Below are 17,618 nucleotides of genomic sequence, written 5' to 3'. Positions count from 1 at the left end.
ACGGCTTCACGCTGCGCTCAGGGTCCTCACGGCCGGGGTCTGCGGGCGGCGGCAGTACGTTGCGGCCGATCTGCGTGCCGCGGCCCGTGGTGCCGCCACGGTGCCGGTCCCCGTTCAATAGGCTCAGAGGGCGGGGTAGGGCCGTTCGCGGAGGACGCGGGCGAGGTGGGCGGTGCTCACCGCAAGCGCCCGGGTGGTCGAGGCGACGTTGTCAGGGGTGTTCTCGAGGTCCTTGTAGTCGGTGCCGCTCATGGCCTCACCGACCCAGTAGGTCGCGGCCTGCGGTGCGAAGGAGAACCCGCAGTCGTTCAGCCCTTGCACCACGTCGGCGACGACCTTGTGCGCGCCGTCCTCGTTGCCGACCACGGCCACGATCCCGGCCCGCCCTCCCAGCAGTGGCCGCCCCTGTTCGTCGGTCGCGGAGATGTCGGCGTTGATCCGCTCCAGGACGCGCTGGGCCACGCTGGCGGGATGGCCCAGCCACACCGGCGTGGCCAGCACCAGAATGTCGGCGTCGAGGATCTTCTGGCGCAGCTGCGGCCATTGGTCCCCCTCCCCCATGTCGACGGCCACACCCGGCAGGATGTCGTAGTCCACGACGCGGACCAGCTCGGTGCACACCTCCTGCGTGCGCAGTTCGTTCAGCACCTGCTCGGCCAGCAACTGGCTGCTGGACTCCGCCGGCGAGCGGTTGAGGGTGCAGACCAGGGCGAGAGCCGTGAGCGGCGAGAGATCCATGTCCATGGCGCGCGAGCCTAGCGACGCGCCCCGCCGTCACCGGGCTGACGCGCCGGTCGCCCCGCCGCCACGCGCGTCCGTCCACCCGCCGCCCTGCGCGGGCCATCGCCGGGCCGCGGCGTAATCACGCGGCCGGGGCCGACCGGTGTGGACGGAGGACGACAGTTCGTCGACCGCCTTCCCGCCCGGCTGTGATCCGCCTGCACGACGGCTGGCCCCGCGCCGTTGACCGCAGCCGGCGGTCTCCGGGGCGTTCGCCCGTGCGAAACGGCGTCCTCAGGGCCGGAAGACGACCTTCACCGCACCGTCCCGCTTGGCCTGGAACATGGCATACGCTTCCGGCGCCTCGGCCAACGACACGTGGTGGGTGGCGAATTCGTCGACACCGAGCGGATCCTGGTCGCTCAGCAGCGGCAGAATGTCGGGCACCCAGCGGCGCACGTTGGCTTGGCCCATGCGCAGAGTGACCTGCTTGTCGAAGAGCGTCAGCATGGGCATCGGGTCGGCGGCCCCGCCGTAGACGCCGGACAGGGAGATCGTGCCCCCGCGGCGCACCACGTCGATCGCGGTGTACAGAGCGGCGAGCCGATCCACGCCGGCCGTCTGCATCGCTCGTTCGGCCAGCTTGCCCGGCAGCAGCCCCGCTACCGTCTGCAGCATCTTGTTCACGGGACTGCCGTGCGCCTCTGCGCCGACGGCGTCGATGACCGAATCCGCTCCACGCCCGCCGGTGCGCTCCTTCACCGCCGCGGCAAGGTCGTCGTGCTCGCGGAGGTCGAGCACCTCTGCCCCGCGGGCACGCACCCGCTCCAGCCTCTCGGGCACCAGATCCACCCCGATCACGGTGCCCGCGCCCCGGTGCAGGGCGATGCGGCAGGCCATGTCGCCGATCGGGCCCAGTCCCAGCACGACAACCGACCCGCCCGGTGGGATGTCCGCGTAGGAGACCGCCTGCCACGCGGTCGGCAGGACGTCCGAGAGGCACAGGAAGCGGTCGTCCGCAGCTTCGCTCTCGACCTTGACCGGCCCGAAGTGAGCCTGCGGGACGCGCAGGTACTCTGCCTGCCCGCCCGGCACCTGGCCGTACAGCTTGGTGTAGCCGAACAGCGCTGCGCCCATGCCCTGCTCACGCACCTGGGTGGTCTCGCACTGCGTCATCAGCCCCCGCTCGCACATCCAGCACGCGCCGCACGCGATCTGGAACGGCACGACGACACGGTCACCCGGCGCCAGACCCGGCACGCCGGACCCGATCTCCTCCACCACGCCCATCGGCTCGTGCCCGAGGATGTCACCGGGCTCCATCAAAGGCCCCAGTACCTCGTAGAGATGCAGGTCGGAGCCGCACAGACCGGTGGAGGTGACGCGGATGACCGCGTCGGTGGCTTCCTTGATCGTCGGGTCCGGGACCTCTTCGACTCGCACGTCACGCTTTCCGTGCCACACCGCAGCCTTCATGATCGCCATCCCTCCTGCTCGCGGGTTCGCAGGGTTCGCGAGTACCCGCACGGGCCCGACAGACGCACAGCGCGGTCTGCGCGTCATGACGACCGTCCCCGACCACCGGATCCAGTGGGATTCTCACGTTGCGTGAGGGGGTCTGGTCAGAGGCGGATCAGCGTGGCCGCGGGGTGGCGACCCCGGCCGTCTTCATGTCTGCGGGCCGGGTTCCGCCGGGGGAGGAACGGCCGGCTCCCGTCCGCCCCGGTGGGTGCGGAGGGGCATGGGATGCTGCCGGGATGAGTGAGGCGTTGCACGAGGAGGGACGGGCGGGTGTCCGTGCCGGTGGCGGTGCCGGGTACGACATCTCGACCGATCCGGACCGGCTGGACCTGGACAGGATGCACCGCTGGCTGTCCACCGACGCGTACTGGGCCCTGGGCCGACCGCGCGACACGCTGGAACGCGCCGTCGCGGGGTCCGTCAACTTCGGCGCCTACGCCACCGGTTCCGCTTCCGGCGACGCCCCGGGGCAGATCGGCTACGCCCGCCTGATCACCGACGGCGCGACGTTCGCCTGGCTGTGCGACGTCTACGTGGACCGCGCCGCGCGCGGGCGGGGCGTCGGTTCGGCGCTGGTGGCCGCCGTCCGGGCGCACCTGGAGCCGTACGGGCTGCGCCGCATCGCGCTGGTGACGGCCGACGCCCACGAGGTGTACGCCCGGCACGGGTTCCGGCAGCTGGCCGACCCGGGCATGTGGATGGCGTGGGAGGCTCCGGCCTGAGCGCGGGGCGGCAACCGGCGCCGCCCCGCCGCGCGCGGAGCCGCGTCCGGCCGGAGCGCCCCACCCCCGCGAGGGCGCTCCCGCCGGTCCCCGTACCGCGCTTACGGCGGGCAGCGGCGACGCGGTGGCCGCCACGGAGGGAGACCGCACCGTTCGGCACGTCGGCTCCTCCGACACCGCTCAGTGAACAGCACGGCACTGACAACGGCTCACCTCGGCCGTTTCCGAGGCGGGCGCGCGGCACCCGGACGGGGCGTCAGCGGATCCGGCGGCGGAAGAGGGCCGCGGAGGCGGCCATGCCGAGGACGGTGAGCACGGCGCACCAGGCGAGGGCGCGCCACGGGCTGTCGCCGGCAGGCTGGTCGAGGAGCAGCGCGCGCAGCGATTCGATGACCGGGGTGAGTGGCTGGTGTTCGGCGAAGCCGTGCAGCCAGCCGGGCATGCTGTCGATGCGCACGAAGGCGCTGGAGGGGTAGGGCAGGAAGGCCACGAAGAAGGTGAACGCCCCCGCCGCCTCGGGCGTCCTGGCGAGCAGGCCCACGGTCGCCGCGAGCCAGGTCATGGCCACCACGAAGGCGAGGAGCACGCCGACGGCGGCGAACAGCCGGGCGGGGCCGGCCTGCGGGCGGAAGCCGATGGCCGCGGCGACCGCGAAGACCAGCGCGGACGCGGCGGTGTTCCGGACCACGGAGGCGGCGACGTGCCCGCCGAGCACCGCCGTGCCGCCCACGTCCAGGGAGCGGAAGCGGTCGATGATGCCGCCGGCCATGTCGTCGCACACGCTGATCGCCGTGTTGCCGACGCCGAAGCCGGCGCAGAGCACCAGCACACCGGGCACGACGTACTGCACGTAGGCGCCGCCGGTGTCGATGGCGCCGCCGAAGAAGTAGACGAAGACCAGCATGAGCATCACCGGCAGGGCGAGCGCGGTGATCAGGGCGTCGGTGTTGCGTGTGGTCAGGCGGACCGAGCGGCCGACCATCGTCAGGGCGTCAGACACGGCTGCTCTCCTCGGAGATGGTGGCGGCGGCGGGGGTGGCGGGGGTGCCGCCGGTGAGGGTCAGGAAGACGTCGTCGAGGGTGGCGGTGTGCAGCGCGAAGCGCTGCACGAGGCGGTGTTCGGGGTCGACGGCGTCCAGCAGGCGCCGTACGTCGGCCGCGCGGCCGTCCGTGGTGACGCCGAGCAGCAGGCGTTCGGGGTCGCGCCGGACGACCAGCGTGTCGAGGAGGTCCGCGGCGTGCCGGTAGGCGGCCGGGTCGGTCAGCGTCAGGTCGAGGCGCGTGCCGGCGACGCGCCGCTTCAGTTCGGCGGCGGTGCCTTCGGCGACGATCCGTCCGCCGTCGATGACGGCGATGCGGTCGGCGAGCCGGTCGGCCTCCTCCAGGTACTGGGTGGTGAGGAAGACGGTCACGCCGCCGCGCGCCAGCTCCCCCACGACCTCCCACACGGCGAGCCGGCTGCGCGGGTCGAGTCCGGTCGTGGGCTCGTCGAGGAAGAGCACGGACGGCGCGCCCACCAGCGAGGCGGCGAGGTCGAGGCGGCGGCGCATGCCGCCGGAGTAGGTGGCGACGCGGCGTCGGGCGGCGCCGGCGAGGTCGAAGCGTTCGAGGAGTTCCGTCGCGCGCCGTGCCGCCGCCGGACGGGACAGCCCGGAGAGGCGGGCCATCATCCGCAGGTTCTCGGCGCCGGTCTGCTGTGCGTCGAGGGCGGCGTACTGGCCGGTGAGGCTGATGGCGCGCCGCACCCGCGCCCGTTCGGCGGTCACGTCGTGCCCGGCCACCCGGGCGGTGCCGCCGTCTGCGGCCAGCAGGGTGGCGAGGATGCGCACGGTGGTGGTCTTCCCGGCGCCGTTCGGGCCGAGCAGGGCGAAGACGTCGCCGCTGCGGACGCGGAGGTCGACGCCGTCCAGGACGTGCACCGCGCCGTACGCCTTGTGGAGCCCGCGCGCCTCGACGGCGAGTCCGGGGGCGGGCGCGGCTGCTGGTTCCGGCTCGTGGTGCGGGTGCGACTGTCGTGTCATGGTGAGCGTCCCCGTTCTTCTGTGTACGTCATACACGCTTCTGTGTAGAACGTACACGGTATTGCGTATGCCGTAAACTCACGACGCATGGAGCAGCAGGCGCACGAGGAGCGGGACGGAGCCGGGGACGGCGCGTTCCCGGCGGCGATCGAGGCGGCGTGGGGCCTGCGCCCGCGCCCCCACAAGGGGCCCAAGCGGGGCCTGACGCTGGAGGGGATCGTCGAAGCGGCGGTACGCATCGCCGACGGCCACGGCATCGACGCCGTGTCGATGAGCCGCGTGGCGAAGGAGCTCGGCGTCTCCACGATGGCGCTCTACCGCTACGTGGACACCAAGGACGAGCTGGTCACGCTGGCCGTCGACACCGCACTCGGCCCGCCGCCGCCGCTGGCGGAGGGCCTCGGCTGGCGCCGGGGACTGGAGCAGTGGGCGGCGCATGTGCGGGACGCGCTGCTGGCGCACCCCTGGACGCTGCGGGTCGTGACCGCCTTCGGGCCACCCGCCACTCCGCACCAACTCGCCTGGCTCGACCAGTCGTTGGCCGTGCTCGACGGGACCGGGCTCACGGAGGGCGAGAAGGTCGGCACCTCACTGATGATCAGCGGCCTGGTCCGCAGCCAGGCGACCGTGGAGGCCTCCCTCCGCGACGACCCCGCCAGCGGACGACGGTGGGCCGCGTACGAATCCTTCCTGCGCCGCGTCACCGGCGACGGCCGCCTCCCCGCCCTCCGGGCGGCCATCGAGGCCGGGGTGTTCTCCGCCTCCGCCGACTTCGAACCGGCCGCCGAGGAGGACGACTTCGCCTACGGCCTCCAGCGCGCCCTGGACGGCATCGAGGCCCGGCTCGGCCGCCCGGGCTGACGTCCGCCGGGGCTCGCGGCACGCCTCAGCGCACGCCTCACCGCACGCTTCAGCGCGCGGCAGCCGCCGCGATCTCGGCGAGGCCGTCGAGCAGCCGGTCCACGTCGTCGGCGTTCGTGTACGGCGCCAGCCCGGCACGGACGGCGCCCGCGTCCCCGAGGCCGAGGTGGCGGGACGCCTCCAGGGCGTAGAAGTGGCTCGCGGGAGCGTTCACCCCTCGGCGGGCGAGCTGTTCGTGCACCGCGCGCCCCGGCACCCCGCCGACGGTGAAGTACGCCGTCGGAGTGCGCCGCTCGGGGGCGCCGTGCAGGCGCAGGCCCTCGATACGGGCGAGGCCGTCCAGCAGCCGGGCGAAGAGTGCGGCCTCGTGCCGCTCCAGCGCCCGCATCGACTCCAGGACCCGCGTGCGGCGGTCCGGTGCGGTGGAGGCCAGGGACGCCAGGTAGTCCACGGCGGCCGTGGTGCCGGCCAGCAACTCGTACGGCAGCGTGCCCAGTTCGAACCGCTCGGGCACCTCGTCGGCGGACGGCAGCAGCTTGTCCGGGCGCAGCGGTTCCAGCAGCGTGGGCGAGGCGGCGAGCACGCCGTGGTGCGGACCGAGGAACTTGTACGGCGAGCACATGAAGAAGTCGGCGCCCAGCGCGGCGAGATCGACCGGCGCGTGCGGCGTGAGGTGCACGCCGTCCACGTACAGCAGTGCGCCGGCCTCGTGCACGGCTTCGGCGAGCGCGGGCAGGTCGGGGCGGGTGCCGAGGACGTTCGAGGCGCCGGTCACGGCGACCAGCCGGGTACGGGCGCCCAGCGCGGCGCGGACGTGGTCGACGGTCAGCTCGCCGCTCTCCGGGTCGAAGCCGGCCCACCGCACGGCGGCCCCCGCGGCGTCCGCGGCCTGGACCCACGGGCGGATGTTGGAGTCGTGGTCGAGCCGCGTCACGACGATCTCGTCCCCCGGCGCCCACTCGTTGGCCAGCGCGCGCGACACGTCGTAGGTGGCCTGGGTCGCGGACCGGGCGAAGACCACGCCGCGCGGATCGCAGCCCAGCAGGTCCGCCATGGCCTGCCGTCCCTCCCGCACCGCCGCCTCCGCGCGGTGCTCGGCGGCGGTGACGGTGCCCCGGTTGGAGATGCCGGAACACATCGCGTCGGCGACGGCCCCGGCGACCTGCCGCGGCGTCTGCGTACCACCCGGCCCGTCGAAGAACGCCGTCCCGTCCGCCAGCGCGGGAAAGTCCTCCCGGACCGCTGCCACGTCGATGCCCATCGCACTCCCTCACTCGGCGGCGCCCTCACCCTCACACCTGGGGCGGGGACCTCCGTGACCGGATCACGACGAGGCGCCAGTTGTCCACCCCGGGCGGGCCTCCTCGCTAGGCTGGTCCGGAGCGAAAAGCGAAGCCTGAGAGGCGGCCGTCGTGGACCACGCACGGATGCGCGCCTACGCCGAGGAACTGGCGCGGCACGCGCCGGACGCGTTCCGCGACTACGAGATCAGCGGGGACCAGATCGTCATGAGGAGGTCTCCGCCACGCCCGCACGAGTTCGCCGCCCTGCGGGTGCGTCAGCAGCTCGACCGGCAGCTGCCGGCCGGCCTCGTCGCCCACACGGGCGGCGAGGTGGAGGACCCGTCGCTCGGCAGGCTCCGACGCCCCGACCTGATCGTGGTGCCGGACGTGGTCTTCGCCGAGGCGACGATGGCTCCGTTCCACCCGCGCGACGTCCTGCTCGTCGGCGAGATCGTCTCCCCGTCGAACCACTCCACGGACTACGTGGAGAAGATGCACGACTATCCAGCCATGGGCATCCCGCTCTACCTGCTGGTCGACCGCGGAAGGGCACGATCGCCGCACTCTCCGATCCCGGCAGCACGCCGGGCGGCGACGGTCCTCGCTACCGCACACGAAGCGACTACGCGTTCGGGGAGACGGTACGGATCGGGGACTGGACGGTCGACACCGGCGACCTGCGGACCTACCCCGACGCGTGACCTATCCCGACGGCCGGCCCGGCCCGGTGGCGGGGCCGGCTGCAGGGCCGTCGGGAGCAGGGCCGTCGGCGGCGGGCGGACGGATCGCGCACGCGGGGGTGCCGCCGGGAAGCCGGTGGCGGTTGGCGGCGACGAGGCGGTAGAGGCCGCGGAGGGGCCGGCGCAGCGGCGGGAGCATCAGCACGCCGCCGACCACGGGCCACGCGCCGCGCGCGTTGAGCAGGATCTTGCCCACGGCCTCCGCGCCACCCCACACCGTGCCGACGGGGGTCACCCACAGCACCTCGTGCTGGACGCGTTCCTCCGTGACGCCGAGAGCGTCGAGATCGGAGAACTGCCAGGGGACGGCCGTGCAGCGGGGACGCAGCCGCCGCTGCACGAAGCCGACCGCCGTGGTGCAGAAGCCGCAGTCGCCGTCGTACACGAGCAGCGCGCCCTCGGGGCGCTCCCACGCGGGCGCCCCCGTCATGTCCGGGGCTCCCACTTGAAGACGCGGCGCGCGGCGACGAGCAGCAGCGCGTTCCACACCAGCAGCGCGGCGATGCGGGCCAGGTCCTGCGCCCAGACGACCTCGCCGCTCCAGCCGTGCTTGACGAGTTCCACGACCGGCGTGAACGGCAGCACCTGCGCGACATCGCCGGCCACGTCCGGCAGCGCGGAGAACGGGATGAGCATGCCGGAGGTCAGCAGCAGGACCATCATGCCGGGGAAGACCGACACGCCGGCGCTCTCCGCCGTACGGGTCCACGCGGAGGTGATCGCCGCGAACGCGGCGGTCAGCGGGATGCCGAGCAGGAAGCCCACGAGCAGCAGCAACGGTCGGCCCGGCAGGGTGCCGGTGACGGCGGCGATGCCGACGACGAGCAGCAGCGCCTGGAGCGCGGAGGTGAGGACGACGGGGACGGCGGTGCCGCCGAGCAGGACGGTGTCGGACGCCTGCCCGGTGCGGAACCGCTTGAGCACGTATCCCTCGCGCCGCACCACGTAGGTGGCGGTGAGCGTGCTGTAGACGCCCATGACGAGGGTGAAGCCGAGCGCGGTGGCGGCCATCGTCGGCACCAGGGTGCTCATCGGCATCCTGTACGTGTCGAAGACCGGGATCATGCCGAGCGTCAGCAGGGCGGGCGCCAGGAAAACGGTGAACACGTGGGTCTTGTTGCGGACCAGCAGGGTGAGTTCGGCGCGGGTCAGTGCGGCCAGCGACCTGCGGGTGATGTCGGTCGTCATCGGGTGCCTCCCTCCGCCGGGTCACCGTCTCCGCCGTCGGTGCGGTCCGCGCCGGCTGGGTCGTCCGCGCCGGCTGGGTCGTCCGCGCCGGCGGTTCCGTCCTGGGCGACCTGGAGGAAGACCTCCTCCAGGGAGGCGGAGCGGGCGTGCAGTCCGGCGAGGGCGACGCCCTCCCCCCGCGCCCATACGAGCAGGTCGGTGGCGGTCCGCTGGAGGTCGTGGGTGGAGACGTGCACTGTGCCGTCCTCGGTGTGCACGTCGCTCGCGCCCAGCGTGCCGAGTCCCGGCAGGTCCCCGGCGGCGCGGTCGTCCGGCAGCCGGAAGGACAGCGTGGAGGGCGAGGCCGCGACGATCTCCTCGACGGTGCCGGACGTGGCGATCCGGCCTGCTTGCATGATCGCCAGGTGGTCGGCGAGCCGTTCGGCCTCCTCCAGGTAGTGCGTGGTGAGCACGATGGTCGTGCCGCGCTCCTTGAGGGAGGTGATGAGGTCCCAGGTGGCCCGGCGGCCCTCCGGGTCCATGCCGGTGGTCGGCTCGTCGAGGAAGAGGACGTCCGGCGACCCGAGAGTGGCCATGGCCAGGTCCAGGCGGCGCTTCTCGCCCCCGGAGAGGTTCTTGACCAGCACGTCGCCGCGCGGTCCGAGGCCCGTGGCGTCCAGCGCCTCGTCCACGGGCCCGGGATCGCTGGTGAAGCCGGACCACATGCGCAGCGACTCGGCGGCGGTCAGGTCGGTGGGCAGGCCGCCCTCCTGGAGCATCACGCCGGTGTGCGGTCGTACGGCGGCGCGGTCGCGGTACGGGTCGTGCGCGCCGAAGAGGCGGACGGTCCCCTTGCTGGGGGCGGCGAGCCCTTCGAGGAGTTCGACGGTGGAGGTCTTGCCGGCGCCGTTGGTGCCGAGCAGCCCGAAGATCTCACCCCGCCGGACGGAGAACGAGACGCCCCGGACGGCGTCGAAGGCCGTGGCCCCGCGTCCGTAGCGGCGCCACAGGCCGGACGCCTCGATCACGGTGTCCGTCGCGCCCGGCGGCCCGGCCGGTGCGCCGCCCTCGGGGGCGGCGCCCGCAGCCGTTCCGGCGGCGCCCGCGGCCGTTCCGGTGGTGGCCGTGCCGGTGGTCGTGGTGCTCATCGTGCGGCGGCCGCCTCCTCTCCGTACATGCCGAAGACCGACTTCATTCCGGCGATACCCGACACGAGACCGACGAACCCGGCGCGGGGCGAGGTGAACAGCGGGTTGTTCGCGATGGAGTGGGCGCGCTCGAAGTAGTCCTCCTTGTCGCGCTCCTGCTCGTAGAAGAACATCACGTAGTCGGTGATGCCCTGGTGGAAGGTGCGGCAGCCGTCGGCGTACTGGTCCAGGACACGGCTCTCCTTCTCCGGTGCGTCGAGCGCCAGGTCGAGGCCGTCGGCGAGCGGCACGGCGCAGAGCATGCCGAGGCACACGCCGCTGGACAGCAGCGGGTCGACGAAGCAGGACGCGTCGCCCACCGACACCCAGCCGGGGCCCCAGTAGTCGTGCGCCATGTACGACCAGTCGCGGGCGGTGCGGTACTCCTCGACGCAGCGGCTGCCGTCGAGCAGGTCGCGCAGGTGCTCGGTCTCCTTCAGCCGGGCGTCGAAGAAGCCCTCCAGGTCGCCGCGTTCGACGCGGACGTCCTCGACGGGGGCGACGAACCCGACGCTCATCCGGTCCGCGCCGAGCGGGATGCCCCAGAACCAGCCGGTGCGGTCCTTGACGCGCTCGACCAGGATGTTGCCGTGCTGGTCGCCGGGGAGACGGCCGGTGCCGGTGAAGTAGCTCCACACGGCGAGGTTCTTCAGGTCCGGGTGCCAGGTGATGTCGGAGAAGTGGCGGGAGACGACGCGGCCCTGGCCGGAGGCGTCGACGACCGTCGTGGCGCGGGCCTCGTGCGTCCGCCCGTCGTGCTGGTAGCGCACGCCGCAGACGCGGCCGTCCTCGACCAGCGGCTCCTTCACGGGCGCGCCCTGCCGCACGGTCGCGCCGAGTTCCGCGGCGCGGTCGAGCAGGATCTCGTCGAACCGGTCGCGGTCCACGTGGTACGAGTGCGCGTACGGCCCGGCCTCCTTGAACTTGATGTCCCAGAGGGCGTGTTCGCTGCCCCAGACGAGGCTGAGGCCGGGCTTGTGCTCGAAGCCCTCGGCCTCGATGCGGTCGGTGACACCCAGTTCGTCGGTGACGCTGATCATGCCGGTGATCATGGACTCGCCGATGTGGTAGCGGGGGAAGACCTCCTTCTCCAGCACCAGGACCCGGCGGCCCTTCTTGGCGAGCAGGCCCGCGGTGCAGGCCCCGGCGGGGCCTCCGCCGACCACGACGACGTCCCAGTGGGAGGTGGTGTTCTCCATGTGCAGACCGCCTTTCTCGTCAGGTTCGGTACGCGGCGGGCGCGCGCCGCCCATGGACGCGCGGCGCGCAGCGGGCGTGCGGAGTCCGGGTCCGGGCCCCGCGCGGGCGTGTGTCAGCCGGGGGCGCCGACCGCGTCGAGTTGCTGGGAGACCAGGCGCCGGTAGAGGTCGTCGGTCGCCAGCAGGTCGTGGTGGGTGCCGTCGGCGCGGATCCTGCCGTCCTCGAGGACGAGGATCCGTTCGGCTTCGGCGATGGTGGAGATGCGGTGGGCGACGGTGACGACCGCGCAGTCGGCGGCGACGCCGGCGAGGGCGTCGCGCAGCGCGGCTTCCGCGTTGCTGTCCAGGTGGGAGCTGGCCTCGTCGAGGAGGACGACGCGGGGCCGGGTGAGCAGGGCGCGGGCGACGGCGAGGCGCTGGGCCTGACCGCCGGAGAGGCCGTGGCCCGCTTCGCCGAGTTCGGTGTCGAGGCCGTCGGGCAGGGCGGCGAGCACGTCGCGCAGCCCGGCGAGGGTGACGGCGCGGGCGATGTCGTCGTCGGACGCGTCGGGCGCGGCGTAGGTGAGGTTGTCGCGGACGGTGCCGCGCATCAGGGAACTCTGCTGCTCGACGTAGCCGATCATGCCGCGCAGCCGGTCCAGCGGCATGGCGGCCACGTCGGTGCCGCCGACCTGCACGGTGCCGGAGCTGTGCCGGTAGAAGCGTTCGATGAGCTGGAGGACGGTGGTCTTGCCGGCGCCGGACGGGCCGACGATGGCGGTCAGTCCGCGTTCGGGGACGGTGAAGGTGACGTCGCGGAGGACGTCGGCGTCCTCGCCGTAGCCGAAGGAGACGTGGTCGAAGCGCACCGCGGGCGCGGGCCCCGGCCCGGCGTGCGGGGCGCGGGCGGGGACGACCGGCTCGGCGGGTCCGGCCTCCTCCTGCGGCACGGCAGCGAGTTCGCTCACCCGGGTGATGGCGGCGCGGCCCTGCTGGAGCTGGCCGATCGCCAGGAACAGCAGCACCAGCGGCGACACCAGGTAGAAGAGGTACATCACGAACGCGGTGAGGTCGGCGAGCGGCATGGAGCCGGTGGCCACGCGGGTCATGCCCCACCCGATGACGACGGCCAGCGAGAGCTGGGTGCCGACGTTCATGGCGGGCGTGAACATCGCCGAGTACGCGTGGACGCGCGCGCCGGAGCGGCGGGCGGTGTCGGCGAGGCCGCCGACCCGTTCGCTCTCCCGCTGTTCGGCGCGGAACGCCTTGACGGTGCTGAGCGCGCTCATCACCCGCTGCACGCCGGAGCCGAACGCGCCGGTGTCCTCCCGGTTGGTGAGGCTGGCGCGGCGCACCCGGCGGGCGAGCACCAGCGACACGAGGCTGGCGCCGCCGAGGCAGCCGACGGTGAGCAGCAGCAGCCGCCAGTCGATGAGCGCCATCAGCGTCATGCCGCCGACGACGGTGAAGCCGTGGGTGACGATCTGCGCGAGGGCCTGGGACAGCGGGATGCGTGCGGAGGAGGTGTCGGTGACGACGCGGGTGAAGACGTCGCCGCGGTCGAGGCGGGCGAAGGCGGCGGTGTCGGCGCGCAGCAGGCGGCCGACGAGCAGTTGCCGCATGTCGTGGACGATGTTCTCCCCGGCCCGCCCGATGAGGTAGGCGTGGCCGGCGGCGAAGACCGCGTCGGCGGTGAACATCAGCGCGATGAGGGCGATGGGCCAGGCGAGGCTCTCGTCGCCGGCCACCGCTTCGACGAGGCGTCCGATGAGCCAGGGCTGGGCGAGCGACGCGGCGGCGCCCAGCAGGCCGAGTACGATGCCGCCGCCGAGCAGCAGCCGGTGTCGGGCGGCGATCTCCCGGATGTTCAACGCGTCCTCCCTGCGGTCGTACTGCTGCTCAGGTCGTGTCGCCGCTCATGTGCCTCCGGACTTCCAGACGATGCCGATGATCACGAAGATGACGATCAGGATGATGATCATGACGGAGGAATCCATCAGGCGGGCTCCTTGTGTGTGGGTGGTCCTGAGCCGCCGGCGCCGCGCGTCTCGAGGGGCCGTGCGGGGTCCATCGGAGTCAGCGGCGAGACGAAGATCGTCTCGGGCTTCTCCGAGGTGTCGTAGCCGCTCGCCCGGACCAGCGTGAACTGGAAGCCGCGCGCGTCCCCGGCGCCGTCCTGGCGGATGCGCCGCCGCAGGTAGGCGGCGAGCACCCGGTAGGCGGGCGTCTGGGTGACGACGGGGAAGCCCTTGTCGATGAGCTGGAGGATCTCGCCGCAGACGTCGAAGCAAGCCTTCTCGGGGCGGCGCGTGGGAAACCACACGATCTGGTGAGGTTTCCGGCCGGTGATGATGTCCACGGCCTTCCAGCGGGACGACTCGCCGTCCTGCCCGAGCGTCCGGTACAGCAGGTGGTAGTCGTGCATCGCCGGAGTCGGGGCGAAGAACCGCCAGTTGGGCAGCAGCGAGAAGGTGTCCTTCCTCTGCATCCGGTTGAACGCCCGGTTCGGGTGCTGGGCGGCGAGGGTGGCGGCGAGCAGGACGGCGCCCGCGATGCGGGTGGTACTGCCCGGTCCGGTCAGCAGCTTCTGCGCCGCCCGCCGAGGTGCGGAGTTCACGGCTTCCTCCCCTTCACGGTCTTCTGCACGCGGTCCCGTCCGCTCGCGGACGGCTTCCTGCCACCGGTGGTGGCGTCGAGGAAGTCGACGATGCGCGCGGCGACCCGCAGCCCGTGCCGCGAGGACATCAGCAGCGCGCCGTGGTCGGCGTCCTCCACGACCAGCGACTCCACCCGGTTGCCCGGGCCCTCGTGGGCCCTGCCCAGTTCGTTGTGCATCAGGAGCTGTTCGGGGTCGCGGTCCGTCGTCCGCTGGGCGGAGATGACGAGCGCGTGCGCGTCGATGGCGTCGAGGTCGCCGTCCTGGGCGCGGAAGTCCTCCTCGACGGCGGCCCATTCGCGGCGCGCGGCCTTCCATGCGCGGGCGTCGGCGTACTGCGCGAACGCGCGCGACTGGTAGTTCTGCGGCAGTTCGCGCAGCCAGTCGGGGCGGGAGATCAGCGCGCCGAGGCCGATGCGCAACGACCAGTCCATGAGGTGCAGCGACTCGGGAAGCAGCCTCGCGGACTTGCTCTGCTGCGCGGACCGGTTGAGTTCCATGGGGTGCGCGGAGTCGAGGTAGACGACACCGTGCGTGCGGTCGCCGAGCCGTACGGCGGCGCGGCGGCACAGCTCGCCACCGAGCGAGTGGCCGACCAGCAGCACCGTGCGCCCCTCGGGGACGGCGCCGCGGACCAGATCGACCAGATCGTCCACGGACTCGGTCAGCCGGTAGGGGTCGGCGCTGCGGTAGTCGCTTCCGGCGTAGCCGGCGCGGGCGTAGGTGAGGACGCCGTAGTCGGTCTCACGGGCCAGGGACTCGGTGATCCAGCCCCACTGCTCGGAGGTGGTGCCGAGTCCGGCGCAGAAGAGCACGAACGGCTTGTCGGCGGCGCCGTGCGACATGATCTCGTACTGGAGGCGGTTCCCGGCGCGGGTGGTGACGTGCGCCGAGGTCGGCCACCCCTCCCGCACCCGCAGCCGTCGCTGCACGGCCGTCGCCCCGGCACCGGCGGCCGCGAGGGCGAGGGCGCCGCCGACGACCTTCAGCATGCGGTCGTCGCGCCCGGCGACGGCCGGGTGGGTCTTCGGGGTCGCGGTGTAGGCGACGGCAGGGTGCATGGCGGTGAACGAGGTGACGAAGCGGCCCAGGCCCATCGCGAAGCCGTTCGTCAGGTGGAACGCACCGGCGCCGGCGAGGACCGGGCGGGTCAGCCGGCCGCCGAAGAGGTACGCCACGGGGAACAGGCATTCCAGCGCCAGCACGCCGTGCGTCAGGTAGCGCGCGGGTACGGGGTGTTTCTGCGCGAGCCGGAAGGCGGGTTCGCAGCCGTAGGTGCGGGTGCGCATCACGCCGGGCAGGGCGGAGGCGTCCCGCCAGGACTCGCCGAGCAGCTTCACCCAGCCGGACACCACGTAGGACAGGTTGGACTGCAGCGCCATGTACCACAGGGCGGCGTCCTGGACGGCCGTGCTGCCGGAGAGGCGGGCGACGCCGGTGGCCGCCTGCACGAGGGTGGAGACCTGGTCGGAGCCGTCGGTGCCGTAGCGGTGACGGGGGTAGAGGAGGGCGGTGCTCGCGCCGAGGAAGAGGTTGCCGAGGCCGCGCCTGCGGGCGCCGCCGGGCAGCATCATCCCGGCGCTGACCGCCGCGCGCGCCACATGCAGCGCCGTGGTCGTCCGCTCACCGCTCACCAGGTCGAGGAGACGGCGGGTCAGGGGGGCCGATCCGGCCTGGCCGTCCTTGACGACCTCCCAGTCGTTGAAGCCGCCGGGCCCTCTCTCCCGATGCTGGGTCAGGTACTCCAGCGAGGAGGTCAGCGTGGTGGCGGCGGCCAGGCGCTCGCTGACGGCGAGGGCGCGACTGCGGGACAGGGGGGCGGGGGCGAAGACGGCGGAGGCGAGTTGGCGTGGGAACCTCACGGGAACTCTTTCGTCAGGTGCTTTCCTGCACGGCTCGTTCCTTGAGTGGTCCGGTGCCGCCGGGCCGGGCGAATCGTGGGGGGACCCGGCCCGGCGGCACCGGCGGAACGGGTCAGGCGGACCCGTTCGGGGTGGCGCTCGGCATCAGCCGTCGGCGCCCGCCTCGTAGGCGGTGACGACGGCGGCGGCGGCGCCCGCGCCGGCCGCGAAGGCCGCCAGGGTCAGCACCGGACCGGTGGTCTCGTGGATGCTGCCGTCCGCGTCGGCGTCGGCGAGCTCCACGTTGATGAAGGACTCGACGTCGTTCATCATGTCTCCTTCTGTTCTGAGGATTCGGTCACCTGGCTTGCTGCGGTACCGTCCTGAGAGGGACGGCTCAGCGTCGCGTTGACGTGCTCTCCCGTGCGGCAGCCGGGCCGGGCTCCAGCACCGGGCGCCGGCCCGGCAGCCGCGTTCACGAACAGGTCACGTGGCACACGTGGGACACGTGGAACGGTTCGAGGGAACGCCCCGTCAACTCAGTTGCCGGCCCCCGCCTCGTAGGCGGTGACGACGGCACCGGCTGCGGCCGCGCCGGCCGCGAAGGCCGCCAGGGTCAGCACCGGACCGGTGGTTTCGTGGATGCTGCCGTCCGTCGCGGCGTCGGCCAGCTCCTGGTTCGCGAAGGACTCGAGGTCTCTCATCGCGAGCCTCCTTCCGGATCGAAATTTTCCGATCGGTCGGGTTGACGTGATGTCAGCCGTGACCCTGCGTCAGCCGACGGCCTTGCCGACGGCGTAGGCGCCGGTCACCACTGCCGCACCGGCGGTGAACGCGGCCACAGCGGTCATGACCGGCTCCTGCTCGCCCAGGTACTGGGCCGGCTGGTCCTCAATCGGACGGTTCAGCGTCGCGTTGACGTGCTCTTCCAGCATCTGCTGCTCCTTCTCGCTGGGGACGGAAGTGACCACATGGGAAGGAATTCACAGGTCTCGGCCGTGACCTGCGGAGAATTCCCCCGGGGTCCATGCGGCACCGTAGAACGATGACGTGCCGCACAAGGGGCTCGTCCTGTCTCGAGACGTTCGGGACGCTAGTGGCGGGAAATTCGCGCGTCCAGGGTGGTCGAGCCGTTCGACCAAGCCGGTGACATCCGTCACGGACCGGCATGACACGGCGATATGACGTCGCGTCACCCCATCCGCCCAGCTCAACACGGGTCCTGCTGCGCCGATTTCCGACCGCACGAACTTCCGGTTTCACCAATGCGCGGGGATTCGATGTTTAACCCGGCCCCCATGGATGCCGCCCCATTCGAGCACGACCGAAAGCAAATACCGCGTCAAGTCCTGAACAATTTCCGCCGCTGCGGAAGATTCGCCTCGGCCGTAATTCATCATTCAACAGGGGCGACGTTCCTGAATCACACCCATGGGAACCGCGGCGGCGTGAAGGGCTTCGCGCCAGGTGCCGCCGTTCTGGATGATGTGGGCGGGGCTGCCGGGGCGGGGTGGGGTGGGTTTGGTGAGGGAGACCTTCGGGGCCGTGGGCGGGGGTGTGGGTGTGGTGGGTGACTTGGGCGCGGGTGGGGGTGTGGGCCAGTGGGGGAGGGGTGGGAGGTAGCGCAGGAGGCGGTGGCGGAGGAAGGCGGCGGGGGCGTGGATGTCGCCGGGTGGGAGTCCTTGGAGGGCCACGGCGCGGATCGTCTCGGCGCCTTCGCC

General features: G+C 72.6%; 17 protein-coding genes and 2 pseudogenes. 3 read left to right on the top strand and 16 right to left on the bottom strand.

Features of this window, described 5'->3' with window-relative positions; translation table 11 throughout:
- Positions 1–123: 123 nt before the first annotated feature.
- Both RM572_RS28135 and RM572_RS28130 read right to left on the bottom strand, forming a co-directional pair.
- Positions 124–744 carry a flavodoxin family protein gene (locus RM572_RS28135; RefSeq protein WP_311676199.1) on the bottom strand — a complete coding sequence of 207 codons (621 nt, stop codon included), beginning with the start codon at positions 742–744 and terminating at the stop codon, positions 124–126.
- A 270-nt stretch (positions 745–1,014) separates the two neighbouring features.
- Positions 1,015–2,196: a zinc-dependent alcohol dehydrogenase gene (locus RM572_RS28130; protein WP_311676201.1), complete on the bottom strand. Its 1,182-nt coding sequence runs from the start codon at positions 2,194–2,196 to the stop codon at positions 1,015–1,017.
- A gap of 281 nt (positions 2,197–2,477) precedes the next feature.
- Here RM572_RS28130 and RM572_RS28125 point away from each other — a divergent pair, with 281 nt between their 5' ends.
- Positions 2,478–2,963, top strand: a complete 486-nt coding sequence (locus tag RM572_RS28125; protein WP_311676198.1) for a GNAT family N-acetyltransferase — start codon at positions 2,478–2,480, stop codon at positions 2,961–2,963.
- Between the two features lie 256 nt (positions 2,964–3,219).
- Here RM572_RS28125 and RM572_RS28120 read toward each other — a convergent pair whose 3' ends face one another.
- Positions 3,220–3,963, bottom strand: a complete 744-nt coding sequence (locus tag RM572_RS28120; protein ID WP_311676197.1) for an ABC transporter permease — start codon at positions 3,961–3,963, stop codon at positions 3,220–3,222.
- A complete protein-coding gene (locus tag RM572_RS28115; RefSeq protein ID WP_311676196.1) occupies positions 3,956–4,984 on the bottom strand; it encodes an ATP-binding cassette domain-containing protein in 1,029 nt (342 codons plus the stop codon). Before RM572_RS28115 ends, RM572_RS28120 begins: the two co-directional genes overlap by 8 nt.
- 87 nt (positions 4,985–5,071) lie before the next feature.
- Between RM572_RS28115 and RM572_RS28110 the strand changes: the two genes are divergently transcribed.
- Positions 5,072–5,845: a TetR/AcrR family transcriptional regulator gene (locus RM572_RS28110; protein WP_311676195.1), complete on the top strand. Its 774-nt coding sequence runs from the start codon at positions 5,072–5,074 to the stop codon at positions 5,843–5,845.
- 49 nt (positions 5,846–5,894) lie between these two features.
- Here RM572_RS28110 and RM572_RS28105 read toward each other — a convergent pair whose 3' ends face one another.
- Positions 5,895–7,106 (bottom strand): cysteine desulfurase-like protein, encoded by a 1,212-nt coding sequence (locus tag RM572_RS28105; RefSeq protein WP_311676194.1) that lies wholly within the window; start codon positions 7,104–7,106, stop codon positions 5,895–5,897.
- 166 nt (positions 7,107–7,272) lie between these two features.
- Here RM572_RS28105 and RM572_RS28100 point away from each other — a divergent pair.
- A pseudogene (locus RM572_RS28100) lies at positions 7,273–7,620 on the top strand (Uma2 family endonuclease); the annotation flags it as partial.
- A gap of 210 nt (positions 7,621–7,830) precedes the next feature.
- Here the strand turns inward: RM572_RS28100 and RM572_RS28095 are convergent.
- The 11 genes and pseudogenes from RM572_RS28095 to RM572_RS28045 form a co-directional block, all read right to left on the bottom strand.
- Entirely contained in the window at positions 7,831–8,298 is a 468-nt protein-coding gene (locus tag RM572_RS28095; protein WP_311676193.1) for a thiol-disulfide oxidoreductase DCC family protein, read from the bottom strand.
- Positions 8,295–9,056 (bottom strand): ABC transporter permease, encoded by a 762-nt coding sequence (locus RM572_RS28090; RefSeq protein ID WP_311676192.1) that lies wholly within the window; start codon positions 9,054–9,056, stop codon positions 8,295–8,297. The genes RM572_RS28095 and RM572_RS28090 overlap by 4 nt, the downstream gene beginning before the upstream one ends.
- Positions 9,053–10,063, bottom strand: coding sequence for an ABC transporter ATP-binding protein (locus RM572_RS28085; protein ID WP_311676200.1), 1,011 nt, complete (start codon positions 10,061–10,063; stop codon positions 9,053–9,055). The genes RM572_RS28090 and RM572_RS28085 overlap by 4 nt, the downstream gene beginning before the upstream one ends.
- A gap of 116 nt (positions 10,064–10,179) precedes the next feature.
- Positions 10,180–11,421, bottom strand: a complete 1,242-nt coding sequence (locus RM572_RS28080; RefSeq protein ID WP_311676191.1) for an NAD(P)/FAD-dependent oxidoreductase — start codon at positions 11,419–11,421, stop codon at positions 10,180–10,182.
- A gap of 113 nt (positions 11,422–11,534) precedes the next feature.
- Positions 11,535–13,271 (bottom strand): ABC transporter ATP-binding protein, encoded by a 1,737-nt coding sequence (locus RM572_RS28075; protein WP_311676190.1) that lies wholly within the window; start codon positions 13,269–13,271, stop codon positions 11,535–11,537.
- A 125-nt stretch (positions 13,272–13,396) separates the two neighbouring features.
- Positions 13,397–14,017, bottom strand: coding sequence for a hypothetical protein (locus RM572_RS28070; RefSeq protein WP_311676189.1), 621 nt, complete (start codon positions 14,015–14,017; stop codon positions 13,397–13,399).
- Positions 14,014–15,918 carry an alpha/beta fold hydrolase gene (locus tag RM572_RS28065; protein WP_311676188.1) on the bottom strand — a complete coding sequence of 635 codons (1,905 nt, stop codon included), beginning with the start codon at positions 15,916–15,918 and terminating at the stop codon, positions 14,014–14,016. The genes RM572_RS28070 and RM572_RS28065 overlap by 4 nt, the downstream gene beginning before the upstream one ends.
- Positions 15,919–16,062: 144 nt before the next feature.
- The gene (locus RM572_RS28060; RefSeq protein ID WP_311676187.1) at positions 16,063–16,230 is read right to left on the bottom strand and encodes a hypothetical protein; all 168 of its coding nucleotides are present in this window, start codon (positions 16,228–16,230) and stop codon (positions 16,063–16,065) included.
- 206 nt (positions 16,231–16,436) lie between these two features.
- Positions 16,437–16,601 carry a hypothetical protein gene (locus RM572_RS28055; RefSeq protein ID WP_311676186.1) on the bottom strand — a complete coding sequence of 55 codons (165 nt, stop codon included), beginning with the start codon at positions 16,599–16,601 and terminating at the stop codon, positions 16,437–16,439.
- A 69-nt stretch (positions 16,602–16,670) separates the two neighbouring features.
- Positions 16,671–16,832, bottom strand: coding sequence for a hypothetical protein (locus RM572_RS28050; protein WP_311676185.1), 162 nt, complete (start codon positions 16,830–16,832; stop codon positions 16,671–16,673).
- A 465-nt stretch (positions 16,833–17,297) separates the two neighbouring features.
- Positions 17,298–17,618 (bottom strand): annotated as a pseudogene (locus RM572_RS28045) (hypothetical protein); the annotation flags it as partial.

The organism is Streptomyces hazeniae (assembly GCF_031845485.1).
Taxonomy (GTDB): Bacteria; Actinomycetota; Actinomycetes; order Streptomycetales; family Streptomycetaceae; genus Streptomyces; species Streptomyces hazeniae.
The sequence above is the reverse complement of the archived record's forward strand: the minus strand, read 5'-3'. Positions and strand labels throughout refer to the sequence as shown.